Annotated in this window: 24 protein-coding genes; 9 read left to right on the top strand and 15 right to left on the bottom strand. The window is 57.8% G+C overall.

What is annotated here, in order from left to right:
* The coding region (gene ptsP / locus ACK5JN_RS11160) for a phosphoenolpyruvate--protein phosphotransferase (protein ID WP_416870243.1) at positions 1–851 on the top strand (851 nt) is incomplete at its 5' end.
* A 40-nt stretch (positions 852–891) separates the two neighbouring features.
* Positions 892–1,401, top strand: a complete 510-nt coding sequence (gene crr, locus ACK5JN_RS11155; protein WP_065355860.1) for a PTS glucose transporter subunit IIA — start codon at positions 892–894, stop codon at positions 1,399–1,401.
* Between the two features lie 65 nt (positions 1,402–1,466).
* Here the strand turns inward: crr and ACK5JN_RS11150 are convergent, their stop codons facing one another.
* Both ACK5JN_RS11150 and pdxK read right to left on the bottom strand, forming a co-directional pair.
* A complete protein-coding gene (locus ACK5JN_RS11150; RefSeq protein ID WP_416870242.1) occupies positions 1,467–1,706 on the bottom strand; it encodes a cytoplasmic protein in 240 nt (79 codons plus the stop codon).
* Complete coding sequence (gene pdxK / locus ACK5JN_RS11145) at positions 1,703–2,569, bottom strand: pyridoxine/pyridoxal/pyridoxamine kinase (protein WP_416870241.1); 867 nt, start codon at positions 2,567–2,569, stop codon at positions 1,703–1,705. The genes ACK5JN_RS11150 and pdxK overlap by 4 nt, the downstream gene beginning before the upstream one ends.
* Positions 2,570–2,654: 85 nt before the next feature.
* On the opposite strand from pdxK, the gene ptsJ reads away from it, so the two are divergent.
* Genes ptsJ through ACK5JN_RS11130 form a run of 3 tightly spaced genes read left to right on the top strand, consistent with a single transcriptional unit; the run spans position 2,655 to position 5,130 of the window.
* Entirely contained in the window at positions 2,655–3,950 is a 1,296-nt protein-coding gene (gene ptsJ, locus ACK5JN_RS11140; RefSeq protein ID WP_416870240.1) for a transcriptional regulator PtsJ, read from the top strand.
* 13 nt (positions 3,951–3,963) lie between these two features.
* Positions 3,964–4,719 carry a type 1 glutamine amidotransferase gene (locus ACK5JN_RS11135; RefSeq protein WP_416870239.1) on the top strand — a complete coding sequence of 252 codons (756 nt, stop codon included), beginning with the start codon at positions 3,964–3,966 and terminating at the stop codon, positions 4,717–4,719.
* Between the two features lie 9 nt (positions 4,720–4,728).
* Entirely contained in the window at positions 4,729–5,130 is a 402-nt protein-coding gene (locus ACK5JN_RS11130; RefSeq protein WP_416870238.1) for a YybH family protein, read from the top strand.
* Here ACK5JN_RS11130 and cysM read toward each other — a convergent pair.
* The 5 genes from cysM to ACK5JN_RS11105 all read right to left on the bottom strand — a co-directional run bounded on the left by cysM (position 5,127) and on the right by ACK5JN_RS11105 (position 9,945).
* Entirely contained in the window at positions 5,127–6,038 is a 912-nt protein-coding gene (cysM, locus tag ACK5JN_RS11125; RefSeq protein ID WP_416870237.1) for a cysteine synthase CysM, read from the bottom strand. The two genes, ACK5JN_RS11130 and cysM, sit on opposite strands and share 4 nt — an antisense overlap.
* Positions 6,039–6,136: 98 nt before the next feature.
* Complete coding sequence (cysA, locus tag ACK5JN_RS11120) at positions 6,137–7,231, bottom strand: sulfate/thiosulfate ABC transporter ATP-binding protein CysA (RefSeq protein ID WP_416870236.1); 1,095 nt, start codon at positions 7,229–7,231, stop codon at positions 6,137–6,139.
* Positions 7,221–8,096, bottom strand: coding sequence for a sulfate/thiosulfate ABC transporter permease CysW (gene cysW / locus ACK5JN_RS11115; RefSeq protein ID WP_416870235.1), 876 nt, complete (start codon positions 8,094–8,096; stop codon positions 7,221–7,223). The genes cysA and cysW overlap by 11 nt, the downstream gene beginning before the upstream one ends.
* A complete protein-coding gene (gene cysT, locus ACK5JN_RS11110; protein ID WP_416870234.1) occupies positions 8,096–8,929 on the bottom strand; it encodes a sulfate/thiosulfate ABC transporter permease CysT in 834 nt (277 codons plus the stop codon). Before cysT ends, cysW begins: the two co-directional genes overlap by 1 nt.
* Entirely contained in the window at positions 8,929–9,945 is a 1,017-nt protein-coding gene (locus ACK5JN_RS11105; protein ID WP_416870233.1) for a sulfate ABC transporter substrate-binding protein, read from the bottom strand. The genes cysT and ACK5JN_RS11105 overlap by 1 nt, the downstream gene beginning before the upstream one ends.
* A gap of 196 nt (positions 9,946–10,141) precedes the next feature.
* Between ACK5JN_RS11105 and ACK5JN_RS11100 the strand changes: the two genes are divergently transcribed.
* Complete coding sequence (locus ACK5JN_RS11100; RefSeq protein WP_416870232.1) at positions 10,142–10,504, top strand: endonuclease domain-containing protein; 363 nt, start codon at positions 10,142–10,144, stop codon at positions 10,502–10,504.
* Positions 10,505–10,844: 340 nt separating this feature from the next.
* On the opposite strand, the gene ACK5JN_RS11095 is transcribed toward ACK5JN_RS11100, so the two are convergent.
* From ACK5JN_RS11095 to ACK5JN_RS11080, 4 genes are all read right to left on the bottom strand, one after another.
* Positions 10,845–11,744 carry a Dyp-type peroxidase gene (locus tag ACK5JN_RS11095; RefSeq protein ID WP_416870231.1) on the bottom strand — a complete coding sequence of 300 codons (900 nt, stop codon included), beginning with the start codon at positions 11,742–11,744 and terminating at the stop codon, positions 10,845–10,847.
* 97 nt (positions 11,745–11,841) lie between these two features.
* Positions 11,842–12,417, bottom strand: coding sequence for an RpoE-regulated lipoprotein (locus tag ACK5JN_RS11090; protein ID WP_416870230.1), 576 nt, complete (start codon positions 12,415–12,417; stop codon positions 11,842–11,844).
* A gap of 61 nt (positions 12,418–12,478) precedes the next feature.
* Entirely contained in the window at positions 12,479–12,928 is a 450-nt protein-coding gene (locus tag ACK5JN_RS11085; protein WP_416870229.1) for a DUF2919 domain-containing protein, read from the bottom strand.
* Positions 12,915–13,340: a GNAT family acetyltransferase gene (locus ACK5JN_RS11080; protein ID WP_416870228.1), complete on the bottom strand. Its 426-nt coding sequence runs from the start codon at positions 13,338–13,340 to the stop codon at positions 12,915–12,917. The genes ACK5JN_RS11085 and ACK5JN_RS11080 overlap by 14 nt, the downstream gene beginning before the upstream one ends.
* Positions 13,341–13,553: 213 nt before the next feature.
* Between ACK5JN_RS11080 and amiA the strand changes: the two genes are divergently transcribed.
* Complete coding sequence (amiA, locus tag ACK5JN_RS11075; RefSeq protein WP_416870227.1) at positions 13,554–14,423, top strand: N-acetylmuramoyl-L-alanine amidase AmiA; 870 nt, start codon at positions 13,554–13,556, stop codon at positions 14,421–14,423.
* Entirely contained in the window at positions 14,423–15,325 is a 903-nt protein-coding gene (hemF, locus tag ACK5JN_RS11070) for an oxygen-dependent coproporphyrinogen oxidase (protein WP_416870226.1), read from the top strand. Before amiA ends, hemF begins: the two co-directional genes overlap by 1 nt.
* Positions 15,326–15,403: 78 nt before the next feature.
* Here the strand turns inward: hemF and maeB are convergent, their stop codons facing one another.
* From maeB to aegA, 4 genes are all read right to left on the bottom strand, one after another.
* Entirely contained in the window at positions 15,404–17,683 is a 2,280-nt protein-coding gene (gene maeB, locus ACK5JN_RS11065; RefSeq protein ID WP_416870225.1) for an NADP-dependent oxaloacetate-decarboxylating malate dehydrogenase, read from the bottom strand.
* A gap of 300 nt (positions 17,684–17,983) precedes the next feature.
* Positions 17,984–19,033: a DUF1176 domain-containing protein gene (locus tag ACK5JN_RS11060; RefSeq protein WP_416870224.1), complete on the bottom strand. Its 1,050-nt coding sequence runs from the start codon at positions 19,031–19,033 to the stop codon at positions 17,984–17,986.
* Positions 19,034–19,138: 105 nt separating this feature from the next.
* Positions 19,139–19,714: a GDP-mannose pyrophosphatase NudK gene (nudK, locus tag ACK5JN_RS11055; RefSeq protein WP_416870223.1), complete on the bottom strand. Its 576-nt coding sequence runs from the start codon at positions 19,712–19,714 to the stop codon at positions 19,139–19,141.
* 58 nt (positions 19,715–19,772) lie between these two features.
* Entirely contained in the window at positions 19,773–21,755 is a 1,983-nt protein-coding gene (gene aegA / locus ACK5JN_RS11050) for a formate-dependent uric acid utilization protein AegA (RefSeq protein WP_416870222.1), read from the bottom strand.
* Positions 21,756–22,083: 328 nt separating this feature from the next.
* On the opposite strand from aegA, the gene acrD reads away from it, so the two are divergent.
* Positions 22,084–25,197, top strand: a complete 3,114-nt coding sequence (acrD, locus tag ACK5JN_RS11045) for a multidrug efflux RND transporter permease AcrD (protein ID WP_416870221.1) — start codon at positions 22,084–22,086, stop codon at positions 25,195–25,197.
* Positions 25,198–25,300 lie beyond the last annotated feature (103 nt).

Raw genomic sequence — 25,300 nt, 5'->3', positions numbered from 1 at the left:
GCCTGTATCGTACAGAATTCCTGTTCATGGACCGTGACGCGCTGCCAACTGAAGAAGAACAGTTCGCTGCCTACAAAGCGGTTGCTGAGGCCTGTGGCTCTCAGGCCGTTATCGTGCGTACCATGGACATTGGCGGCGACAAAGAGCTGCCGTACAAGAACTTCCCGAAAGAAGAGAACCCGTTCCTCGGCTGGCGTTCCGTGCTTATCGCGATGGATAGTAAAGAGATCCTGAGTGACCAGGTTCGCGACATTCTGCGTGCCTCTTCTTTCGGTAAACTTCGCATCATGTTCACGATGATCATCTCTGTTGAAGAAGTGCGTGCACTGCGCAAAGAGATCGAAATCTACAAACAGGAACTGCGCGACGAAGGTAAAGCATTTGACGAAAGCATTGAGATTGGCGTGATGGTGGAAACACCGGCAGCGGCGACCATTGCGCGTCACTTAGCCAAAGAAGTTGATTTCTTTAGTATCGGCACCAATGATTTAACGCAGTATACTCTGGCAGTTGACCGTGGAAATGATATGATTTCGCATCTTTACCAGCCAATGTCACCGTCTGTCCTTACCTTGATCAAGCTAGGAATTGATGCTTCTCATGCTGAAGGCAAATGGACTGGCATGTGTGGTGAGCTTGCTGGCGACGAACGTGCTACACTTCTGTTGCTGGGGATGGGTCTGGACGAATTCTCTATGAGCGCCATTTCTATCCCGCGCATTAAGAAGATTATCCGTAACACGAACTTCGAAGATGCGAAGGTCTTAGCAGAGCAAGCGCTTGCACAACCAACAACGGACGAACTGCTGGCGTTGGTGAACAAGTTCATTGAAGAAAAAACAATCTGCTGATCCACGAGACGCGGCCCAAATTACTGCTTAGGAGAAGATCATGGGTTTGTTCGATAAACTGAAATCTCTGGTTTCTGATGATAAAAAAGACACCGGAACCATTGAGATCATTGCACCGCTCTCTGGCGAAATCGTCAACATCGAAGACGTGCCGGACGTAGTGTTTGCTGAGAAAATCGTTGGTGATGGCATTGCTATCAAACCGACCGGCAACAAAATGGTTGCGCCGGTTGACGGCACCATCGGTAAGATCTTTGAAACTAACCACGCTTTCTCTATCGAATCTGATAGCGGCATCGAGCTGTTCGTTCACTTCGGTATCGACACCGTTGAACTGAAAGGCGAAGGTTTCAAACGTATCGCGGAAGAAGGCCAGCGCGTTAAAGTTGGCGACACGGTTATCGAATTCGATCTGCCGCTGCTGGAAGAGAAAGCCAAGTCTACCCTGACTCCGGTTGTTATCTCCAACATGGACGAGATCAAAGAGCTGACCAAGCTTTCCGGTAGCGTTACCGTCGGTGAAACTCCGGTAATTCGCATTAAGAAGTAATTCTTACTGCATGAAAAATGGCGCCGATTGGCGCCATTTTTTTATCCGCAATATAACCCCGCGCGTTACAACGGCGAGGTCACCGGACGGAAGCACTTCTCGTGCATCAGCACTTTCATCCCCTCCGGGCCGCTCTCCAGCATTCGACGTTCGGAATCGGACACCAGCAGCTCGCACTGATAGCCGCCGGTCACGCCAAATATCGCCCGCGCAACGCACGCATCCTCCAGCGCATTTTGCCCGCTGGTCTCAAAATGGCCCACCAGACGGCCGTTATGGCGAATAATCAGGCGGTAGCTCTTCATCGCCCCTCCCCTGCCGGCGGCAGTATTAATTCATCACAACCGCATTTCTGCGTCCAGCTCATCACCTCAAGCACCCGCTGTGCCGCATCGTGCGCGGCGTCCGACAACGATTTTTTCTGCACGATGCCGCTAATCAGCTCGGCGCAGAACAAATCGCCGGTGCCCTTTAAGTCCGTTTCCAGACGCGGATGGTCAATGATGGCCGTTGATTCCGCGGTCACTACCGCCACCGTAATATTGTCTGTGGTCTGGCCCGGCGCGCTGGTGATCACCACCCATTTTAGCGTGTCGGACAGCAGCGACTGCGCCGCGGTAATGGCTTCATTCAGCGTACCGCAGGGTTTACCGCTGAGCATGGCCAGTTCGAAGACGTTCGGCGTTAACCCCTGCGCCAGCGGCAGCAGGTGCGTCCGATAGGCCTCGGGGATCTCCGCCTTCACGTAAATACCGCTATCCACATCGCCAATCACCGGGTCGACCAGAATGCAGATATCCGGATGCGTGATCTTCACCCTTTTCAGCCACTGCGCCAGCAGCGCAATCTGCTCTGCGCTGCCCATATAGCCGGTGGTCACCGCCTTCAGTTCGCGCAGCGCGTCGCGCTCATTCAGCGCGGTGAGATAACCACCGAACCACTCACCGGGAATAATCCCGCCGTAGAAGGTTTGGTAATGCGGCGTGTTGCTGAACAGCACGGTTGGCACGGCGGTCACCCGCAGGCCGTGGGCCTTAATGGCCGGGACGGCAATGCTGTTACCGACGCTGCCGTAAACCACCAGAGACTGCACGGCGACGATATCCGTTTGCAGCGCACGGTGCGTATCGTTGAAGAGCACCGACTGTATTTCACTATCCTGCCCCATCTCCTTCTCCTTATGACTCTGGACAGCGGGCGAGCGCCTCACTATTATCGTCATATGCTAAATTTCATTTTGTCATAGGTCAATAATGATCGACGGAAAAAGCGCCAACGAAATCTTTGACAGTATTCGTCAGCATATCACCAGCGGGCAACTGGCGAAGGGTGAAACGCTGCCGCCGGTCAGGGAACTGGCGGCAAGACTGGGGGTAAACCGTAATACGGTGGCGTCTGCCTACAAACGGCTGGTGACCTCAGGGCTGGCGCTAAGCCTGGGACGCAACGGCACCGTTGTAAAAGAGACACCTGTGCCAGCAGCACTGGAAGGTGGGAATCCACATACGCCGCTCACCGACCTTTCCAGCGGCAATCCGGCGACGACCAGATTACCTGACCTGGCGCGTTATCTTTCGCACATCAGCCGCACGCCACGCCTTTACGGTGATGCGCCGGTATCTCCATCGCTGTATGACTGGGCGCTGGCATGGATGCAGGATGCCATGCCCGCCGCCGGCGATATCGACCTGACCAACGGCGCGGTGGATGCCATTGAGCGCCTGCTCTGCGCGCACTTGCTCCCCGGCGACAGCGTGGTTGTGGAAGACCCCTGCTTTCTCAGCAGCATTAGCATGCTGCGCTACAGCGGTTTTAATGCCAGCCCGGTAGAGATTGATGGCGAAGGACTGGTGGCAGAAAAGCTTGAACTGGCGCTCGCCAAAGGCGCGCGCGCGGTGATTTTAACGCCACGCGCCCACAACCCCACAGGCTACAGCCTGAGCGCCGCTCGCGCCGCCGCTATCCAGCAGGTGCTGAGTCGCTACCCGCAGGTACTGGTTATTGTCGATGACCACTTTGCGCTGCTGTCGTCCGCGGCCTGGCATCCGGTACTGACGCCGCAAACCCAGCACTGGGCCGTGGTTCGCTCAATGTCTAAAACGTTAGGCCCGGACCTGCGGCTGGCTTTTGTCGCCAGCGATCCGGCCACGTCAGCCAGGCTAAGACTACGGCTTAACGCCGGTAGCCAATGGGTCAGCCATCTGTTACAGGATCTGGTTTACGCTTGCCTGGCGGACGAAGCCTACCAACGTACTCTCACCGAATCCCGCCTGTTTTATGCTGGCCAACAGCAAAAACTGGCTGAGGCACTGGGCCGCCACGGTGTAGACGGCGTGCTTCAGGGGGACGGCCTGAACCTATGGCTACCGCTTGCAACCCCCAGTCAGCGTACAGCGTTTGCGCTGGCAAAAGCTGGCTGGCTGGTCCGCGAAGGTGAAGCGTTTGGCATCAACGCGCCCGCGCACGGCCTGCGTATCACCCTTTCAACCCTTAACGACAACGACATCAATCGTCTGGCGTCCGATATTTATCATGCGCTTAGCCTCTGACAGGAGAACATCCATGCGCGTCCATTTTGTGCTTCACGAATCATTTGAATCCGCAGGTGCTTACCTCCCCTGGGCCGAGTCTCGCGGCCACGACGTTAGCTGGACTCACGTCTATCGGTATGAAAGTGTCCCCGACAACGCTGACGGCTTTGATATGCTGGTGGTGTTCGGCGGACCTCAGTCGCCACGTACTACGCTTGCCGAGTGCCCCTACTTTGATTCACAAGCCGAGCAGCGGTTGATTCGTCAGGCGATAGACGCCGGGCGCACCGTCGTCGGTATCTGCCTGGGTTCACAGCTGATTGGTGAAGCGCTAGGCGCAGCCGTTTGTCAGAGCCCGGAAAAAGAGATTGGTCACTACCCGATTACCCTCACCGCAGCAGGCCAACAGCACCCGCTGTTCAGCCACTTTGGCTCACCGCTCATCGTCGGCCACTGGCATAACGACATGCCGGGCTTAGCCGCCGGAACGGTCATTCTGGCCGAAAGTGATGGCTGTCCACGTCAGATCGTACAATATGGCGATAAGGTGTACGGCTTCCAGTGCCATATGGAATTTACCGCTGAGGCGGTTGAAGGACTGATTCAACACTCTGAACAGGAGTTGGCTGAGGCCAAAGGCAAGCCATTCATTCGCTCAGTAGATGAGATGCGTACCCATGAATATCGTGAAATGAACCAGAAACTGTGGGAATTTCTTGATAAGCTGACCCAGTCGTCCTCCAATTCGTCTACGGCGCAGCGCCACCGGGACCACACACGGTTATAGGGAGAATACATGCCTGCATCATCATTAAAAGCCGTTATCGAAGCCTGCGATCGCGCCATCTCGCAGGAAGACTACGCCACGCTGATGGAGTATTACGCCGACGACGCCACCCTGGTGGTGAAGCCGGGGATGGTCGTCAGCGGCAAGGAAAACATCCGTAAAGCGTTTATCGCCATTGCCGACTATTTTCAGCATCGGCTAGTGGTAACGCAGGGCAGAATGGAAATTATCGAAGGCGGCGATAACGCGCTGGTGATTATGGAAACCCGACTGGATATTCCACTGGCGGAGGGCGGTACGACGCAGGTCACGCGCCGCGCGACCTATGTATTTCGCCAGCAGGAAGGGCGTTGGCTGTGTACGGTAGACAACTCCTACGGCACCGACCTGCTGGATACACCTGCGGTTTAAATTCCCGCCCCCTGGCTGAAGTGCTCTTCGCCAAATACGCCGGTTGAAAGGTAGCGATCGCCACGATCGCAGATGATCGCTACCACCACAGATCCCGGATGCATTTCTGCCACGCGAATAGCACCGGCCACCGCGCCGCCGGAGCTGACGCCGCAGAATACGCCTTCTTTCACCGCCATCGCGCGCATGGTATTTTCCGCGTCGTTCTGGTGAATATCCAGCACCTGGTCTACCAGGCTGGCGTTAAAAATCCCCGGCATATATTCCGCAGGCCAGCGGCGAATGCCCGGAATGCTGCTGCCCTCTTCCGGCTGTAAGCCGACGATGGTCACCGGTTTAGCCTGTTCGCGCAGGAAGCGCGACACGCCGGTAATGGTGCCGGTGGTGCCCATGCTGGAAACAAAATGGGTGATACGCCCTGCCGTTTGCTGCCAGATTTCCGGGCCGGTGGTGGTGTAGTGCGCGTAGGGGTTATCCGGGTTATTAAATTGATCCAGCAGTTTGCCTTCACCGCGCTGGGCCATCTCCAGCGCGAGATCGCGCGCCCCTTCCATCCCCTGTTCTTTGGTCACCAGAATCAGCTCTGCGCCGTAGGCGCGCATCGCCGCGCGGCGTTCCTGGCTCATGTTGTCCGGCATCAGCAGCTTCATGCGATAGCCTTTGAGCGCCGCGATCATCGCCAGCGCAATGCCGGTATTGCCGCTGGTGGCTTCAATCAGCACGTCGCCCGGTTTAATCTCGCCGCGCTTTTCCGCTTCGACGATCATCGATAGCGCCGCACGGTCTTTCACCGACCCCGCCGGGTTATTGCCTTCCAGTTTGATCCAGATTTCGCTGCCGTTGTCCGGCCCCAGACGCTGCAGTTTGACCAGCGGCGTGTTGCCAATCGTTTGTTCTAATGTGTTCACTTCTGCTGTCCAATAAAAAGCCCGGTCGCATGGCGCGTACCGGGCCTTAAGCCGGGCAAGCGTAGCGCCACCCGGCAAAACCACGTGCGATTAAGCTATCAGGCCGTTTCGGCCAGAGCAAGCGTCTCATGGGACTCGATACGCTGGTCGCCGTGATACAACCGCGCATTCTGCAGGCCGACAAACAGGCGCTCTCCGCGCTGTGGCGCATCGTCACCGCGCATCACCACCGTTAGCGGGTCGTTGTACCACCCCAGGGGCTGGACAACTAATTGGGTGTAGTGACCTTTCGGACTGGCTTCCAGCACCTGCACCGGCAGCGGCGAGTCGAGGCTGGTGCGACGGCTGACGTCCACTTCCCACGGGCGCAGGAACAGATCCACCGGCCCCTGATAGGACGGCGTATAGCCCAGCGGCCAGCGGTGCGCGCCGACGTGGAACTGCCCGCCACGTACGGTGCCCTGCAGGCGGTTCACTTCACCCATAAACTCCAGCACAAAGCGGGTAGCGGGCTCACGCCACACCTGCTCCGGCTCGTCGGCCTGTTCAATGTTGCCCTGGCTCATCACCACCACGCGGTTGGCAACTTCCATCGCCTCTTCCTGGTCGTGGGTGACGAACACGCTGGTAAACTTCAGCTCTTCATGCAGCTGGCGCAGCCAGCGACGCAGCTCTTTACGTACCTGCGCGTCCAGCGCGCCGAACGGTTCGTCGAGCAGTAAAATCTGCGGCTCCACCGCCAGCGCGCGCGCCAGCGCCACGCGCTGCTTCTGGCCGCCTGAGAGCTGTGCCGGATAGCGATCCGCCAGATGCGCCAGCTGTACCATCTCCAGCAGTTTCGTTACTTTGGCTTTAATCGCCGCCGCATTCGGACGCTCGCGGCGCGGCAGCACCGTCAGGCCAAACGCGATATTGTCGAACACCGTCATATGGCGAAACAGCGCATAGTGCTGGAACACAAAACCTACCTTGCGCTCACGGGCATGCAGGCGGCTGACGTCGGTGCCGTGGAAACGAATATGCCCGCTGGTCTGATGCTCCAGCCCAGCGATAATCCGCAGCAGCGTGGTCTTGCCGGATCCGGACGGCCCCAGCAGCGCCACCATCTGGCCGGAAGGGATATCCAGAGAGATATCATTCAGCACCTGGGTGCGACCAAAAGATTTCTTAATATTGGCAATCTCAATGCTCATGATTTCCCTCCTGTTGCGCGCGTTTTTCCTGATTATGCAAACGCCACTGCAACGCACTCTTTAAAAACAAGGTCAGAATCGCCATCAGGGTCAGCAGCGCCGCGGCGGTGAAAGAGCCGACGGTGTTGTAATCCTGCTCCAGCAGTTCAATCTGTAACGGTAACGACAGGGTCTCGCCGCGAATCGAGCCGGAGACCACCGACACGGCGCCAAACTCGCCGATGGCGCGGGCGTTGGTCAGCACCACGCCGTACAGCAGCGCCCAGCGAATATTCGGCAAGGTGACGCGGCGGAACATCTGCCAGCCGGATGCGCCGAGCAGAATCGCTGCTTCATCCTCCTGGCTGCCCTGGCTCAGCATCACCGGCACCAGCTCGCGCACCACAAACGGGCAGGTCACGAAGATGGTCACCAGCACCATGCCCGGCCAGGCAAACATAATTTGCAGGTCATGCGCCTCCAGCCAGCCACCCAGTGGGCCGTTAGAGCCGTAAAACAGCAGATACACCAGGCCGGCGACGACCGGCGATACCGCGAACGGGATATCCAGCAGCGTCAGCAGCAGCTGGCGGCCCGGGAAGTTAAAGCGCGTCACCAGCCAGGCCAGCAGCACGCCGAACACCAGGTTCACCGGCACGGTAATCAGTGCAATCATCACCGTCAGCCAGATGGCGTGCAGCATGTCCGGATCGGCCAGATTTTGCAGCACCGGCATCAGCCCTTTGCTGAACGCCTGGACGAAGATATAAATCATCGGCACCAGCAGGATAAAGGCCGAAACCAGTACCCCGGTACCAATCAAAAACCATTTCCCCCAGTTCACGCGGGGCGCGTCATAACGCTTCAATTGAGTCACTTCCGCCATTAATGACCTACCACACGTCGACCAAAGCGACTTTGCAAGGTATTGATAGAGAACAGCAGCAGCAGAGAGGCCGCCAGGATCACCGAGGCAATCGCGCTCGCCGCCGGATAATCAAACTCCTGCAGACGAATAAAGATCATCAGCGAAGTCACTTCCGTCTTCCACGCGATGTTGCCGGCGATAAAAATCACCGCGCCAAATTCGCCGAGGCTGCGGGTAAACGACAGCGCCACGCCCGCCAGCAGCGCAGGCGACAGCTCCGGCAGCACCACTTTACGGAAGCTTTGCCAGCGCGTGGCGCCCAGCGTTTCCGCGGCTTCTTCATATTCCGGGCCTAACTCTTCCAGCACCGGCTGCACGGTACGCACCACAAACGGGATGCTGGTAAAAGCCATCGCCACCGCAATACCGATCCAGGTGTAGGTCACCTTGATATCAAATTTTGCCAGCCACTCGCCGTAGAAGCCGTTCACCGAGAACAGCGACGCCAGCGTCAGGCCCGCCACCGCCGTTGGCAGCGCAAACGGCAAATCCATCAGCGCATCGAGCAGCGTGCGGCCCGGGAAACGATAGCGGGTTAAAATCCACGCCATCAGCAGGCCGAAAACGCCGTTAAAAATCGAGGCCACAAACGCCGACAGCAGCGTGACCTTGTAGGCCGCTACCACCTGCGGGTTGGTGATCACTTCCCAGTACTGCGACCAGCTCATCTCAGAAAGCTGCATCACCAGCGCGCTGAGCGGCAGCAGCAGAATCAAACAGACAAACAGCAGACTGGTGCCGAGGCTCAGGGTAAAGCCCGGCAGCACGCGTCTGGAAGAAACTGCAAACATTACTTACGCCCCGCCGCTAACAGCTTGTCTAACTCGCCACCGCTGGCGAAATGGGTTTTCATGACATCAGGCCAGCCGCCAAACTGATCTTCCACGCGGAACAGTTCGGTCTGCGGGAATTTGTCTTTCAGCTTGTCCATCACCTGCGGGTTGTTCACGCGGTAGTAGTAGTCGGTGATGATGGTCTGCGCCTGCGGGCTATAGAGATAGTTGAGGTAGGCTTTCGCCGCCTTCTCCGTACCGTTGGCCTTGACGTTTTTATCGACCCACGCCACCGGGAACTCCGCCAGAATGTTGACCTTCGGCACCACCACTTCAAAGCCCTTATCTTCATACTGTTTGCGGATGTTGTTCACTTCTGATTCGAAGGTGATCAGCACGTCGCCCAGCCCACGTTCCACGAAGGTGGTGGTGGCACCGCGGCCGCCGGTATCAAAGACTTCGACGTTTTTCAGGAACTGGGTCATAAACTGCTCGGTTTTGGCTTTATCACCGCCGTCGGCCCGATCCGCCGCGCCCCACGCCGCAAGGTAGGTATAGCGCGCGTTGCCGGAGGTTTTCGGGTTCGGGAAAATCAGCTTCACGTCAGAACGCACCAGGTCGTTCCAGTCGTGGATATTTTTTGGGTTGCCCTTACGCACCAGGAAGGCCATGGTCGAGTAGAACGGCGAGCTGTTATTTGGCAAACGCGACTGCCAGTCTGCGGGGATCAGCTTGCCTCTGTCGTGCAGGATCTGCACGTCGGTCACCTGGTTATAAGTTACAACGTCTGCTTTTAAGCCCTGCAGAATCGCCAGCGCCTGTTTGGAAGAACCGGCGTGCGACTGCTTGATGGTCAGCTTGTCGCCGCCATTCTCTTGCGCCCACTGCTGCTCAAACGGCGGATTCAGGGCGGCAAACAGCTCGCGGGAAACGTCATACGAGCTGTTCAACAGCTCAGTCGCCTGCGCCTGCGCGACCAGCAGCATGGAAGCCGCCAGCGTCAGGTATCCTTTTTTCAGTAAGTTAATGGCCATTGCGCACCCTATAGTGTGAGGACTTTCTGAGCATCAGTGTATTTATAACGGGTGCTAAAGGCGTAACGGTTTTATATACCGTTTGGTGATTTGGAAGTTGAAAAGGGAATAAGACAAATGAAAGATTTTTTGAAGCGCGGTTCCAGAACCCTAACCCGATTCTGACACGCCAGACTGATGCTGACAAAGTGGCGTTATGGAAAGTACGAACCTATTTGCCCGAAGGTTGAGGCGTGAACTCACCCCGCAAGAACGTCGGTTATGGTATTGGTTGCGTGACCGCCGTTTTTCGCGTTTTAAATTTCGTCGTCAGCATCCGGTTGGCCCGTATATTCTCGATTTCGCATGCTGCGCTGCACATCTTGCTATCGAGCTGGATGGGGGGCAGCATGATGAAAGAAGCAGGTACGATGCGCGGAGAACGGCGTGGCTTGAACGACAAGGATGGCGGGTGCTGAGATTCTGGAATAACGAGTTGATAGACAATGAGGAAGCGGTGTTAGCGAAGATTCTGGAGGCATTGGTGTCGCAATTACCCTCACCCCGGCCCTCTCCCTGAAAGGGAGAGGGAGAAAAACGAACCTGACCATCAGTTTCGTTACATCAAACCCGCATCAAACGGTCCCCTCTCCCCTGTGAGGAGAGGGAGAAAAACGAACCTGACCATCAGTTTCGTTATATCAAACCGCATCAAACGGTCCCCTCTCCCCTGTGGGGAGAGGGGGAAAAACGGACCTGACCATCAGTTTCGTTATATCAAACCGCATCAAACGGTCCCCTCTCCCCTGTGAGGAGAGGGAGAAAAACGAACCTGACCATCAGTTTCGTTATATCAAACCGCATCAAACGGTCCCCTCTCCCCTGTGGGGAGAGGGTTAGGGTGAGGGGGCGGCTCTGTATTACAACACCACCAGCTTATCCAGCGAAGGCGCAAAGTAATACCCGCCGGTCACCGGTTTGGTGAAGCGCAGCATCGCGTCACGCTTGCCATCGGTATCGCCAAACATGCTCAGCAGCTGCTGCTCAATGTTGTGCAAACGCGCACAGTAGGCGCAGAAGTACAGGCCGTGAGTACCGCTGGCCGTGCCATACGGCAGGCTCTGGCGAACAATCTTCAGCCCTTTGCCGTCTTCTTTCAGATCCACGCGGCTCAGGTGAGAGGTTTCCGGGCGATCGTCGCCGTCGATCTCTTCGTTGGCCTCTTTGGTTCGACCAATCATCATCTCCTGGTCCGGCACGCTCATGCGGTTAAGCTGCTTGAGGTTGTGCTCCCAGCGCTGTACGAACACGTAGCTGCCGCCGGCGTCAACGCCGTCTTTAATCACCGCCACTTCACGGCGAGTTTCTTCACCGGCCGGGTTTTCGGTACCGTCAACAAAGCCGCTCAGGTCGCGTTCTTCAACCCAACGGAAGCCATGCACTTCTTCCTGCACGTCCAGCGCGTCGCCAAAAGCGGCCAGCGCCGCCTGGGCCACGGAGAAGTTCACATCGTGACGCAGAGAGAGGATGTGGATCAGCACGTCGAACTGCGTGGAAGGCGCCAGCCCCTTGCCGTATTGAGGAAAATCTTTCAGTTCCTCAGCGCCCACGCCGCCGCTCAGCTCGCGCCAGGTATTGTGGCCAAACGCCACAACCGCGCCTAAATGGGCCTCCGGGAATTTATCCTGAAACGCCGCCAGCTTTTCGGCAAAAATTTTGCTGCCGGCACGCAGGGCATTAACGTCCCCTTTCACATTGGCTTCAATCCAAATCGCCGCGCGGCAATGTTCCGGCAAAATGCCGCTCTGAACCTGAGACATCGCTCCTCCTGAAATAAAATGCCACGACGTCGTGGCATATAAAAACCTCACACATTGTACTCGCTTTTCGCTGAAGCGGGTCAATTCGACGACAAAATTAGCGTCGCCAGATAATTTTCGATAGCGTCCAGTTTTTCAGGGTATCGTCCGGCGGCATCAGTCCCTGCGGCCCCTGCCAGCTACCGGAGAACTGGTAGCTGATATGCTGGCTGTCTTTGGCTTTACACTCTACGACGTTGCTCTCGTCGCTAGTGGCTGCCTGGCAGTGGCCATAGGCTTTGTCGTAGAGCGTGTTGAACGGCGCGCCAATCTTCGCGCCGTCGACGGCGGTTATCTCGTCATCCAGCACATCAACGCGGCTAACGGTGCCGCTGTCGCCGTTGATAACCATCGCCAGCGTGTCGCCACGGAGCGCTTCAAAATAGTGAACGATATTGCCATCGTGCGCTTTCATGCCGCTGCGCAGGCGGTAATCGCCGCCCAGCGCGTCGCTAATCGCCTGCTCGCTCAGCGCCGTCGTGCCGGTAATACCGCCCACCCCCTGCTCGGTAACGCCCGCAGACGAACCAAACCAGTTCCACGGATAGGCCGCCGACCAGTTAACCGACGACAGCGTTGAGCAGCCGGTCAGCGCCAGCGGCAGAGCACACAAGAGTAAACGCAGCGATTTCATTAATACGTCCTATAAATTCAAGTCAGGCCTATTGGAGTCCAGTAAACACAAAAAGTGCCGTTCAATCTGTGACATCGCGAAAACAGGCGCGTAAACGTCGATTGCTCAGTAGCCACCACAAGGCATAAATATCGAGCACAAACAGGCTTAATCCCACGCCGGATAACGACTCGCCGTTCAGCCATAGCCACGGCTGCCACAGCAGCAAAATCAGCTGAGCCACTATCAGTGCCGGGTGAAGAAGGCGCCATAAGCGCGGGTAGACATGCCGCCGCCCGCTGAGCAGGAATGCCAGCACCGCCGGTACGCCGGGCAGCAGACCAATCCAGAACAGGCTGTGGTCGGGATAGAACAGATTCAGCAGAGCGTCACCTTGATCGCGCGACGCGCCCGCCATCAGAAACAACACCCACGTCCGCGCCTGCAACAACAGCAGGCACCAGAACAGAAACGGCAGACGCAGGCGACCCTGCGGATCGTAGTGGGCGGGGGAGAAATCAGTACTCTTCATCTTCGATCAGGCGCTTTCCTAAGCTTTGGGCGTCGGCGTGCTCATAGCCAAGACGCTCGTACATCCCCAGCACCACGTCGTTTTCTTCACGCACCATGATGTTGATTTTCGGACAGCCGCGGGCAATCAGTTTTTTCTCCAGCCGGTTGAGCAAGGCGTTGGCAATGCCGCGCCCGCGATACTCCGGGTGCACGCCCAGATAGTAGGCCGAGCCGCGATGGCCGTCGTAGCCGCCCATAATGGTGCCCACCACTTCGCCGTTCACTTCCGCCACCAGAAACAGGCTGACGTCGTGATTCACCTTACGTTCAATATCCATTTCCGGGTCGTTCCATGGTCGCAGCAGATCGCATCGCTCCCACAGGGTGATGACCTCTTCAAAGTCCGACTGGCGAAAAACGCGTATCTCCATGGTATTACCCACCTTTTCAGGTTTAAAAACAGTGATTATGGCGTGAACGGCCAATTTAGCCAATATCTGACGCGGCACAGTGAAAAAAATGGCATAATAAGGTACAGACACGTATTGAAATGAAAAGTAAAACAATTCTTATCACGAACAGTCGTAACGAAAATCGCGATACGATATAACATACAGATTCTTGTTTTTACAACTCAGGCCGGAATGAGCACGTTTAAACCTTTAAAAATACTGACTTCGCGCCGCCAGGCGCTAAAAGCCGGATTGGCTGCGCTCACGCTGTCGGGAATCGCGTCTCAGGCAGCCGCGAAAGAAACCACCTTAAAAACCAGCAATGGGCACAGTAAACCGGCAAAAAAATCGTCGAGTCGCCGGCTGGTGATGCTGGACCCGGGCCACGGCGGTATTGATACCGGCGCAATTGGCCATAACGGCTCCAAAGAAAAGCACGTCGTGCTGGCGATTGCCAAAAACGTGCGCGCTATTTTGCAGAAAAACGGAATCGACGCCAAACTGACGCGCTCGGGCGATACCTTTATCCCGCTGTACGACCGGGTGGAGATCGCGCACAAGCACGGCGCAGACCTGTTTATGTCCATCCACGCCGACGGCTTTACCAACCCGTCCGCGGCGGGCGCCTCGGTGTTTGCCCTTTCCAATCGCGGGGCCAGTAGCGCCATGGCGAAATACCTGTCGGATCGCGAGAACGCCGCCGATGAGCTGGCGGGCAAAAAGGCCAAGGATAAAGACCATCTGTTGCAGCAGGTGCTGTTCGATCTGGTCCAGACCGACACCATTAAAAATAGCCTCACCCTCGGTTCGCACGTGCTGAAAAAAATTAAGCCGGTGCATAAGCTGCACAGCCGCAGCACCGAACAGGCGGCCTTCGTGGTGCTGAAATCACCGTCGATCCCGTCGGTGCTGGTGGAAACCTCGTTTATCACCAACCCCGGCGAGGAGAAGCTGCTGGGTACCGCCGCGTTCCGCCAGAAAATCGCCAATGCCATTGCTTCCGGCATTATCAGCTATTTCCACTGGTTCGATAACCAGAAAGCCCACGCGAAGCGACGCTGATGACGATTAACGTAGAGCAGGTCAAAGCCTTTCTGCTCGGGCTACAGGACGATATTTGTCGGCAGCTTGAGCAGCTCGACGGCAGCGCGTTTGTTGAAGATAGCTGGCAGCGCGAAGCCGGCGGCGGCGGTCGCAGCCGGGTGCTGCGCGACGGCGCGCTGTTTGAACAAGCGGGCGTTAACTTTTCCCACGTGCACGGCGACGCGATGCCCGCTTCCGCCACAGCGCACCGCCCGGAGCTGGCTGGCCGCAGCTTCGAGGCCATGGGCGTTTCGCTGGTTATCCACCCGCGCAATCCGTATGTGCCCACCAGCCACGCCAACGTGCGCTTCTTCATTGCCGAAAAGCCCGGCGCGGAGCCGGTGTGGTGGTTTGGCGGTGGTTTTGATTTAACCCCCTACTACGGTTTTCACGAAGACGCCGTTCACTGGCATACCGTCGCGCGCAATCTGTGTCAGCCGTTTGGCGACGACGTCTACCCGCGCTACAAAAAGTGGTGCGACGACTACTTCCATCTGAAGCACCGCAATGAACAGCGCGGCATTGGCGGCCTGTTCTTTGACGACCTCAACACGCCAGACTTCGACCATTGCTTCAGCTTTATGCAGGCGGTGGGGAAAGGTTTTACCGACGCCTATCTGCCGATCGTCGAGCGCCGTAAAGATATCGCCTACGGTGAGCGCGAGCGAGATTTCCAGCTCTACCGCCGTGGCCGCTACGTAGAGTTTAATCTGGTGTGGGACAGAGGCACGCTGTTCGGCCTGCAAACCGGTGGGCGTACAGAGTCGATATTAATGTCGATGCCGCCGCTGGTGCGCTGGGAGTATAACTATCAGCCGGATGAAAACAGCCCGGAAGCAGCGCTAAGCGAATTTATCAAAGTGAAAGACTGGCTCCTGTAGCCCGGCCAAGCGAAGCGCCGCCGGGGCAGCTCGGAGCCATCCCGGGGTCGGCGTAAACGCCTCACCCGGGCTACATGGTTACAGCGGCTGGGTCTGCGCTTCAACCACCGCCAGCGCCACCATATTGACGATGCGGCGCACGGAAGCAATCGGCGTCAGGATATGTACCGGTTTCGATACCCCCATCAGCACCGGCCCAACGGTCACCCCTTCCGAGCTGGAGACGCGCAGCAGGTTATAGCTGATACGCGCGGCTTCCATATTCGGCATCACCAGGATATTCGCCGAGCCTTTCAGCGGGCTATCCGGCATACGGTCGTGACGGATGCTCTCCACCAGCGCGGCGTCGCCGTGCATTTCACCATCAATCATCAGCTCCGGCGCGCGTGCTTTCACCAGCTCCAGCGCATCGCGCATTTTGCTGGCCGACGGGCAGTTGGAGGAGCCAAAGTTCGAGTGCGACAGCAGCGCCACGCGCGGCTCGATCCCAAAACGACGCACGCTTTCCGCCGCCATCAGCGTGATTTCGGCAATTTGCTCCGGCGTCGGATCGTTGTTGACGTAGGTATCAGCGATAAAGGTGTTGCCGCTTGGCAGCAGCAGCGCGTTCATCGCCCCGGCGGTATGCAGGCCGTCGCGGTAGCCGAACACCGGATTAATCACGCTGAAATGCTCGTGATAATCGCCGATGGTGCCGCAAATCATGCCGTCCGCTTCCCCACGCTGCACCATGATTGCACCGATGGCGGTGGTGTTGCTGCGCATCTCGCGCTGTGCCTGCTCCTGAGTGATGCCGCGACGCTTCATCAGGCTGTAGTATTCCTGCCAGTACTCTTTAAAGCGCGGGTCAGATTCGTTATTGACGATTTCAAAGTCGACGCCCGGCTTAATTTGCAGGCCCAGCTTCTGCAGGCGCATCTCGATAACGCTCGGGCGGCCAATCAGAATCGGTTTCGCCAGCCCCAGGGTAATCAGCTCCTGAGTGGCATGCAGTACGCGGTTCTCCTCGCCTTCCGCCAGCACGATGCGTTTCGGCTCTTTACGCGCCTGGGAGAAGATCGGCTTCATGAACAGGTTGGTCTTGTAGACAAACTCGCTCAGTTTTTCGATATAGGCATCAAAATCGCTAATCGGACGCTTCGCCACGCCGGAGTCCATTGCCGCCTTCGCTACGGCCGGGGCGATCTTGACGATCAGGCGTGGATCGAACGGTTTCGGAATAATGTAGTCCGGGCCGAAGCTCAGGTCCTGGTCGCCGTAGGCGGAGGCCACCACTTCGCTCTGTTCGGCGTGAGCCAGTTCGGCGATTGCGTGCACCGCTGCCAGCTTCATCTCTTCGTTAATCGCCGTGGCGCCCACGTCCAGCGCGCCGCGGAAGATGAACGGGAAGCACAGCACGTTGTTGACCTGGTTCGGGTAGTCGGAGCGGCCGGTGCAGATAATGGCGTCCGGGCGCACCTCTTTTGCCAGCGGCGGCAGAATTTCCGGCTCCGGGTTGGCCAGCGCGAGGATCATCGGCGCGCGGGCCATCTTCTGTACCATCTCCTGGGTCAGCACTTTCGGGCCGGAGCAGCCGAGGAAGATGTCGGCGTCGGCGATCACGTCATCCAGCGTACGCTTGCCGTCATCCTTCACCGCGTAGGCGGCTTTGGTTTCCGCCATGTTCGGCTCGCGGCCTTCGTAGATAACGCCCTTCGAGTCGCAGACCACAATATTGTGTTTCTGCATCCCCAGCGCCACCAGCAGGTTCATACAGGCAATCGCCGCCGCGCCCGCGCCGGAGACTACCATGCGAACGTCGGAGATATTTTTCTCCACCACCCGCAGGCCGTTGAGGATCGCCGCCGTGCTGATAATCGCGGTACCGTGCTGATCGTCGTGGAACACAGGAATGTTCATGCGCTCGCGCAGCTGCTGCTCAATGTAGAAACATTCCGGCGCTTTAATGTCTTCGAGGTTGATGCCGCCAAAGGTCGGCTCCAGCGCCGCCACCACATCGATAAATTTGTCCGGGTTGGTTTCATCCACTTCGATATCGAAAACGTCGATACCGGCGAATTTCTTGAACAAAACGCCCTTGCCTTCCATCACCGGCTTACCGGCCAGCGCGCCGATATTGCCTAAGCCCAGCACCGCGGTACCGTTGGACACCACCGCCACCAGGTTACCGCGCGCCGTATATTTATAGGCCGCCAGCGGATCTTTTTCGATCTCCAGACACGGTGCGGCCACGCCCGGTGAATAGGCCAGCGCGAGATCGCGTTGCGTGGCGAGAGGCTTGGTGGGCGCTACCTGAATTTTTCCTGGGATGGGGAATTCATGGAAATCGAGGGCACTTTGTTTTAATTGGTCGTCCATTTAGGGTTCCTTTCACGTATCAAACTAAAAGGGTGAAGCGCAATTACGTCCTGATGCACTCCCGAAGGAAGCGCCTAGTATCGCCTGTGGCCGCCCGGTAAACTTTGAAGGCCGCCATACTCTTGCGAACACGCCTTGCTTTGTTATTTATTTATGTCGCCCATGTTATCAACTATCGATAGTAAGATCATGATTTCCAGATATGCTTTTTTGTTATGTCTGCCATAACCAAAGTGACATGGGGGAGGTGAAAGCGTGGTCGGCGCGCCGGGTGACGCGCCGGGAGGAAGAGAAGAAGTCTTAACCGGAGACCCACTGGGTGGCCCAGGCGTCCGCGCCCTGCCAGTTATCGCACTCGGGCTGCGCGGCATAACGCGCCAGGCGGAAACGCTGGCCGTCGAAGCGCCAGCGCGTCTGCACGCCGCAGTCGCCAAGGCCGCGTCCTTTCTCAAGCGTCACCAGTTCCCGCGTATGCTCGTTGAAGGTCAAATTCACCAGCTCAATATCTCGCCCCTCTTTACCGGTGGGCAGGAACGGCAGACGCAGGCGAATCGGCGTGGTGGCGAACGGTTTTTTACGCGACACCAGCCAGGCGCGATAGAAGGTGTTATAGGCGCCGGATTCACAGCTGGTCATGATCAGCGCCTTATCGTCGGTTAACGCCGTGACCCACACTTCGCGACGCAGCGGATCCAGCGAGCACTGCACGTTGTTCATCCGCCAGGTGGCAAAATCGATCAGATCGTTATATTCGTCACGCCCGAGCGGCGTTGGCACCGGATTCACTTTCGCGACGGGCTTCAGCGCCGGGGCGGGCGGCACGCTCAGCGGCGGCTCGTCGCCTTTGCGGATCCACGCGGTTTCATTGCCCACGCGCTTTTGCTGGGCGTCGATAAACAGCAGCGCGGCCTTCAGCCCCTGTAGCGACATCACCTGCACGCCCTTCGACAGCGTAATGGCCTGGGCATCCTGAATTTGCTGCAGGAAGGCGTCAATCGTCACGCTATCGCCGGTCGATAGCAGCTTCGGCTGCACTTTCCAGCGCTCACCGCTGAGTTTTAACGGCTTACCGTCCAGCAGCAGCCGGGGTTCGATCGCCGGGACCGCGGCCACCGGGTTGACCAGCCCGCCCAGCTCAATACGCAGCTGGGCGTCGGTATGCGCCCCCGCGCTGCGGCTGAGGGTCATCACCAGCCCGTAGTGCAGGCCCACGTTGCGGGTCACGCAGAAATTCTGGTTATTACAGGTGACTAACCAGTCGGAAAAGCGCTGTTGCGTCGGGGCCGCCCACGTCAACGACGTCGGGAGCATCCCGATGCAGAAGAAAAAAAGGAGAACGCGGTAACGCATGGACGGTACAACCCCAGAAGAAAAAAGCATCAACTTACCGGGGCTATCCTGGAGGACGAAGCGGTAACGCTCAATCGGATTTATCGGATTGAGCCCGCCCTGAAATTACGCCATCAGGCCTGAAGCTTGCAGATACTGGAGTAAAATCACCGTCTTACCATCGCAAATTTCACCGCTGCGAATCATCTCAATTGCACGGGTGAACGGCAGCTCAAGCACATCAATATCTTCATCATCCACGCCGCCGCCGGCGTTATCGCGCAGGCGCTCGTCATATTCGGCAATAAAGAAGTGGACGATTTCGGTCACCCCGCCCGGCGACATATACAGCTGGAACACCTTACGCACGTTGCTGACCTGATAGCCGGTCTCTTCAATGGCCTCTTTACGAATGCAGTCTTCCGGCTCGTCGTCGTCGAGCAGCCCGGCGCAGGTTTCAATCAGCATACCGTCGGCATTGCCGTTCACCCAGGTGGCGACGCGGAACTGGCGCACCAGCACCACGCTCTGCTTCTGAGGGTTGTAGAGCAGCACCGTCGCGCCGTTGCCGCGGTCGTAGACTTCGCGTTTGTGCTGCACGACAGCGCCGTTTTTCTGGGTTAAATCGTAGGTAATATTGCGCAGGACGAAATAGTTTTCAGACAGGATTTTATCTTTAATCACATTGATATTAAGGGACATAAAGGCTCCACGGCGATAACGCTTACGCGCCATATTACGCCGTGAAGCCCGGGTATCGTCAATGCGCGGGGGTGATTTTTACCCCTAACCAGTCGAGGATCCCCTGCGCGGCATGGCGTCCCTCGGCCATCGCGGTCACCACCAAATCGGCGCCGCGCACCGCGTCACCGCCGGCGAAAATTTGGGGATTCGAGGTCTGATAGCGGTAGCGCGAATGCACGTTGGCGCGAATCCGGCCCCAGTCATCAACCTCAACGCCCTGCACGTTCAGCCACGGCATACCGTGTGGGTGGAAGCCAAAGGCCATGATGACCGCATCGGCGGGCATCACAAACTCGCTGCCGGGAATCGGCGTCGGGCGACGACGGCCCTGAGCGTCCGGCTCACCGAGCTGGGTACGCAGGAAGCGAACGCCGCACACGTGCCCGCTGGCGTCCAGCTCCAGCGTCACCGGCTGGACGTTAAACTCAAACGCCGCGCCCTCTTCCTTCGCGTTTTTAACCTCTTTTTTCGAGCCGGGCATGTTGGCTTCATCACGACGATAGGCGCAGGTGACTTTTTCCGCCCCGTGCCGCAGCGCGGTACGCACGCAGTCCATCGCCGTATCGCCGCCGCCAAGCACGACGACGTTCAGCCCTTGGGTGTTGATATACGGCTCGTCGGGCAGCTCGCCAAGGCCCATCACGTTTTTGGTGTTGGCAATCAGGAACGGCAGCGCATCGTACACGCCGGGCGCATCTTCGTTCGGCAGATTCGCCTTCATCGAACGGTAGGTGCCTACGCCGACAAACACCGCATCGTACTCGCTCAGCAGCGTCTCCATGGAGACGTCTTTGCCAATTTCGCAGTTCAGTTCAAAGCGAATACCCATGTCGCTAAAGATTTCACGACGGCGGGCCATCAGCGATTTATCCAGCTTGAACGCCGGAATGCCAAAGGTCAGCAGGCCGCCGATTTCCGGATGGCGGTCAAAGACCACCGGCTCCACGCCCTGACGCACCAGAATGTCGGCGCAGGCAAGCCCCGCCGGCCCAGCGCCAATAATCGCCACCCGCTTACCGCTCTGCGCGACGTTGCCGATATCCGGCCGCCAGCCTTTGGCCAGCGCGCGATCAGAGATGTAGCGCTCAATATTGCCGATGGTGACCGCCCCATGCTCATCGCGAATCGTACAGGCGCCTTCGCAAAGCCGGTCCTGTGGGCAGACGCGACCGGTGATCTCCGGCAGCGGATTGGTCTGATGCGACAGCGCGGCCGCCGCCTCGATATCCCCGGCGTTAACCCGCTCGATCCACTGTGGAATATGGTTGTGCAGCGGGCAGGTCCATTCGCAGACGCTATGCTCACCGCAGCTCAGGCAGCGCGCGGAGGCCTGCTGCGCCTGATGCTCCTGCAGCGGCAGATAAATTTCGCCAAAGCCGGTTTTGCGCGCCGCCAGATTCAGTTTGTCCGCTTCGCCGCGCGCAGGCGTTTGCGCCATCTGCTGCACCTTGCTGCGTTGGGCAACCGGCGCCGCCGCGCGGCTATCGCTGTGCCAGGGCTGCGCTTCTCGACAGGCCGTTTGCAGGCGGCGGGTGCGCGCAATATCACTCAGTTGCTGGCTGGTCATCATCTGTAGCGCGTCTGCCGGGCAGTTTTCCACACAGGCCGGGCCTGCCGGACGTTGGTGGCACAGATCGCATTTGTGGGCCGTGGCTTTGACGCGCCCATCCTGGGTCGGTGAAAGGACGATTTGCATGGTGCCAAAGGGGCAGGCGACCGCGCAGGATTTACAGCCGATGCACTTCGCCTGGTCGACCTGAATAGCGTCATCGATCTGGCGAATCGCGCCGTTGGGACAGCTGCGCGCGCAGGGGGCATCTTCACAATGATGGCAGGTGGCCGCCCCGCGCTGGTGGTTCATTTTGACAACCGTGATGCGCGGCATAAACTGCGATGCGTCGAGCACATGCTGCTCATCGTTATGCGACATCACACAGGCAACTTCACACGCCCTGCATCCAATGCATTTTTGGCTATCTACCCTAATAAAACGGTTCATACACACTCAGCCTATGGTTAAAAAACCTTATATTTATAAGTCCTATTTATTAGCCGAGGAGTCACGGTACAAGCAATGTCCATTTGCCCAGAATCAGCGACTATTTATCAGTAAGCTGTGGCAGATCAAAAAATTTCAGCTTAAATGAAATTACGTTTCAGGAGCCGGATTTCCGCTTGCGTAAGGATATGCAAACCGTTTCGGCGAAGCGGTATGATTATTTACATTATCTTCTTATTTTCTCCACGATTGCCGGGAGCCTTACGGCTACAGTGTTTGACGCAATTCAGTACGTAAAAAAAATGACCAACACGAGGTTCGGATCCTGATGGCGAATTTCTTCATCGATCGCCCCATTTTTGCCTGGGTGCTAGCAATCCTTTTGTGCCTTACCGGGGCCCTGGCGATAATTTCATTACCGGTTGAGCAATATCCTGACCTCGCGCCGCCAAACGTCCGCGTCACCGCCAACTATCCGGGCGCGTCCGCGCAAACGCTGGAAAACACCGTCACCCAGGTTATCGAACAAAACATGACCGGCATCGATAACCTGATGTACATGTCCTCTCAAAGTAGCGCCACCGGCCAGGCTTCCATCACGCTGAGCTTCGTGGCCGGTACCGACCCGGACGAAGCGGTACAGCAGGTGCAAAACCAGCTGCAAACGGCGATGAACAAACTGCCGCAGGCGGTCCAGACTCAGGGCGTCACGGTACGTAAAACCGGTGATACCAACATCCTGACCATCGCGTTTGTCTCCACCGATGGCAGCATGGATAAGCAAGATATTTCCGACTATGTCGCCAGTAACATTCAGGACCCGCTCAGCCGCGTGGACGGCGTTGGCGACATTGACGCCTACGGTTCCCAGTATTCAATGCGCATCTGGTTGAATCCGACCAAACTTAACAGCTATCAGATGACCGCTTCCGACGTGACCAGCGCGATTAAATCGCAGAACGCGCAGATTGCCGTCGGGCAGTTGGGCGGGACGCCGTCGGTCGATAATCAGGCGCTGAACGCCACCATTAACGCCCAGTCGCTGCTGCAAACGCCGCAGCAGTTCCGCGACATTACCCTGCGCGTCAACCAGGACGGTTCAGAGGTTAAATTAGGCGACGTCGCCACCGTCGAAATGGGGGCGGAAAAGTACGACTATCTCAGCCGCTATAACCGCAACCCGGCCTCGGGCCTCGGCATCAAGCTGGCCTCCGGGGCCAACGAAATGGCGACCGCCGAGCGCGTGCTGCAGCGTCTGGATGAACTGAAAGCCTATTTCCCGCATGGGCTGGAGTATAAAGTCGCCTACGAAACCACCTCGTTCGTTAAAGCGTCCATCAAGGACGTGGTGAAAACGCTGCTGGAAGCCATCCTGCTGGTGTTCCTGGTGATGTACCTGTTCCTGCAAAACTTCCGCGCCACGCTGATTCCAACCATCGCCGTGCCGGTGGTGCTGATGGGCACCTTCTCGGTGCTTTACGCCTGCGGATACAGTATTAATACCCTGACGATGTTCGCGATGGTGCTGGCGATCGGGCTATTGGTGGATGACGCCATCGTGGTGGTTGAGAACGTCGAGCGCATTATGAGCACCGAGGGGCTGACGCCAAGGCAGGCGACGCGTAAATCGATGGGCCAGATTCAGGGCGCGCTGGTCGGTATCGCCATGGTGCTGTCGGCGGTGTTTATCCCGATGGCCTTCTTTGGCGGCACCACCGGGGCTATCTATCGCCAGTTCTCGATCACCATCGTTTCAGCCATGGTGCTGTCGGTGCTGGTAGCGATGATTCTGACGCCCGCGCTGTGCGCCACCATCCTCAAACCGATTCATAAAGGGGAAGTTCACGGGAGCAAAGGCTTTTTTGGCTGGTTCAACCGCAAATTTGATGCTAGCGCGCGGCGCTATGAGTCCGGCGTGGCGAAAATCCTCCACCGCAGCGTGCGCTGGATGCTGATTTACGTTGTGCTGCTGGGCGGTATGGTGTTCCTGTTCCTGCGTCTGCCCTCTTCCTTCCTGCCGCTGGAGGATCGCGGCATGTTCACCACGTCGGTCCAGCTTCCGAGCGGCTCCACTCAGCAGCAGACGCTGAAGGTGGTCGAGCAGGTCGAAGACTACTTCTTCAAAAACGAGAAGGACAATATCACCTCGATCTTTGCCACCATCGGTTCCGGGCCGGGGGGGAACGGGCAGAACGTGGCGCGCATGTTTGTGCGCCTGAAAGACTGGGATGATCGCGACAGCACCACCGGCACCTCGTTTGCCATTATCGAGCGCGCAACCAAAGCGCTGAACAAGATTAAAGAGGCGCGCGTCTACGCCAGCAGCCCACCGGCCATCAGCGGCCTGGGCAGCTCTGCCGGTTTTGATATGGAACTGCAGGATCACGGCGGCGCGGGGCACGATGCCCTGATGGCCGCGCGCGACAAGCTGCTGGAGCTGGCGGGCCAGAGTCCACAGCTTACCCGCGTGCGTCACAATGGCCTGGATGACAGCCCGCAGCTACAGATTGATATCGACCAGCGCAAAGCGCAGGCGCTGGGCGTCTCTATCGACGATATCAACGACACGCTGCAAACCGCGTGGGGCTCAAGCTACGTCAACGACTTTATGGATCGCGGCCGCGTTAAGAAAGTGTACGTGCAGGCCGCCGCGAAGTACCGCATGCTGCCGGACGACATTAACCAGTGGTACGTTCGCAACAATAGCGGCCAGATGGTGCCGTTCTCCGCCTTCGCCACTTCGCGCTGGGAAACCGGCTCGCCGCGTCTGGAGCGCTACAACGGCTACTCGGCGGTGGAGATCATCGGCGAGGCCGCGCCGGGCGTCAGCACCGGTACCGCGATGGACGTGATGCAGAATCTGGTCCAGCAGTTGCCGACTGGTTTTGGCCTGGAGTGGACGGCGATGTCCTACCAGGAACGGCTCTCCGGCGCGCAGGCCCCGGCGCTGTACGCCATTTCCCTGCTGGTGGTGTTCCTGTGCCTGGCGGCGCTGTATGAAAGCTGGTCGGTGCCGTTCTCGGTCATGCTGGTGGTGCCGCTGGGGGTGATCGGCGCGCTGCTGGCCACCTGGATGCGCGGGCTGGAGAACGACGTGTACTTCCAGGTGGGGCTGCTGACGGTCATCGGGCTATCGGCGAAAAACGCCATTCTGATCGTCGAGTTTGCTAACGAAATGAATGAGAAAGGCGAAGACCTGATGGCGGCAACGCTGGAAGCCTGCCGCCAGCGCCTGCGCCCCATCCTGATGACCTCGCTGGCGTTTATCTTCGGGGTGCTGCCGATGGCGCTCACCACCGGCGCGGGCTCCGGCGGCCAGCACGCGGTAGGTACCGGCGTGGTTGGCGGGATGATTTCGGCAACGTTCCTGGCTATCTACTTCGTGCCGCTGTTCTTTGTGCTGGTGCGTCGGCGCTTCCCGCTCAAAGAGAAGCCCGAGTAAAAACAGAAAAGGCGACAGTCACTGTCGCCTTTTTATCTTTATGTTGAGCACTCACTCTGTACTGCAAACAACACCATCATGGTTATTGAAAGAACACAGCGCT

The organism is Kluyvera sp. (assembly GCF_047971185.1).
Taxonomy (GTDB): domain Bacteria; phylum Pseudomonadota; class Gammaproteobacteria; order Enterobacterales; family Enterobacteriaceae; genus Kluyvera.
Note: the sequence above shows the minus strand (reverse complement) of the source record. Positions and strands in the feature narration are given on the sequence as shown.

Coding starts and splice junctions, on each gene's coding strand:
- crr (WP_065355860.1), top strand. CDS start 892: ATGGGTTTGTTCGATAAACTGAAATCTCTGGTTTCTGATGATAAAAAA.
- ACK5JN_RS11150 (WP_416870242.1), bottom strand. CDS start 1,706: ATGAAGAGCTACCGCCTGATTATTCGCCATAACGGCCGTCTGGTGGGC.
- pdxK (WP_416870241.1), bottom strand. CDS start 2,569: ATGGGGCAGGATAGTGAAATACAGTCGGTGCTCTTCAACGATACGCAC.
- ptsJ (WP_416870240.1), top strand. CDS start 2,655: ATGATCGACGGAAAAAGCGCCAACGAAATCTTTGACAGTATTCGTCAG.
- ACK5JN_RS11135 (WP_416870239.1), top strand. CDS start 3,964: ATGCGCGTCCATTTTGTGCTTCACGAATCATTTGAATCCGCAGGTGCT.
- ACK5JN_RS11130 (WP_416870238.1), top strand. CDS start 4,729: ATGCCTGCATCATCATTAAAAGCCGTTATCGAAGCCTGCGATCGCGCC.
- cysA (WP_416870236.1), bottom strand. CDS start 7,231: ATGAGCATTGAGATTGCCAATATTAAGAAATCTTTTGGTCGCACCCAG.
- cysW (WP_416870235.1), bottom strand. CDS start 8,096: ATGGCGGAAGTGACTCAATTGAAGCGTTATGACGCGCCCCGCGTGAAC.
- cysT (WP_416870234.1), bottom strand. CDS start 8,929: ATGTTTGCAGTTTCTTCCAGACGCGTGCTGCCGGGCTTTACCCTGAGC.
- ACK5JN_RS11105 (WP_416870233.1), bottom strand. CDS start 9,945: ATGGCCATTAACTTACTGAAAAAAGGATACCTGACGCTGGCGGCTTCC.
- ACK5JN_RS11100 (WP_416870232.1), top strand. CDS start 10,142: ATGGAAAGTACGAACCTATTTGCCCGAAGGTTGAGGCGTGAACTCACC.
- ACK5JN_RS11095 (WP_416870231.1), bottom strand. CDS start 11,744: ATGTCTCAGGTTCAGAGCGGCATTTTGCCGGAACATTGCCGCGCGGCG.
- ACK5JN_RS11090 (WP_416870230.1), bottom strand. CDS start 12,417: ATGAAATCGCTGCGTTTACTCTTGTGTGCTCTGCCGCTGGCGCTGACC.
- ACK5JN_RS11085 (WP_416870229.1), bottom strand. CDS start 12,928: ATGAAGAGTACTGATTTCTCCCCCGCCCACTACGATCCGCAGGGTCGC.
- ACK5JN_RS11080 (WP_416870228.1), bottom strand. CDS start 13,340: ATGGAGATACGCGTTTTTCGCCAGTCGGACTTTGAAGAGGTCATCACC.
- amiA (WP_416870227.1), top strand. CDS start 13,554: ATGAGCACGTTTAAACCTTTAAAAATACTGACTTCGCGCCGCCAGGCG.
- hemF (WP_416870226.1), top strand. CDS start 14,423: ATGACGATTAACGTAGAGCAGGTCAAAGCCTTTCTGCTCGGGCTACAG.
- maeB (WP_416870225.1), bottom strand. CDS start 17,683: ATGGACGACCAATTAAAACAAAGTGCCCTCGATTTCCATGAATTCCCC.
- ACK5JN_RS11060 (WP_416870224.1), bottom strand. CDS start 19,033: ATGCGTTACCGCGTTCTCCTTTTTTTCTTCTGCATCGGGATGCTCCCG.
- nudK (WP_416870223.1), bottom strand. CDS start 19,714: ATGTCCCTTAATATCAATGTGATTAAAGATAAAATCCTGTCTGAAAAC.
- aegA (WP_416870222.1), bottom strand. CDS start 21,755: ATGAACCGTTTTATTAGGGTAGATAGCCAAAAATGCATTGGATGCAGG.
- acrD (WP_416870221.1), top strand. CDS start 22,084: ATGGCGAATTTCTTCATCGATCGCCCCATTTTTGCCTGGGTGCTAGCA.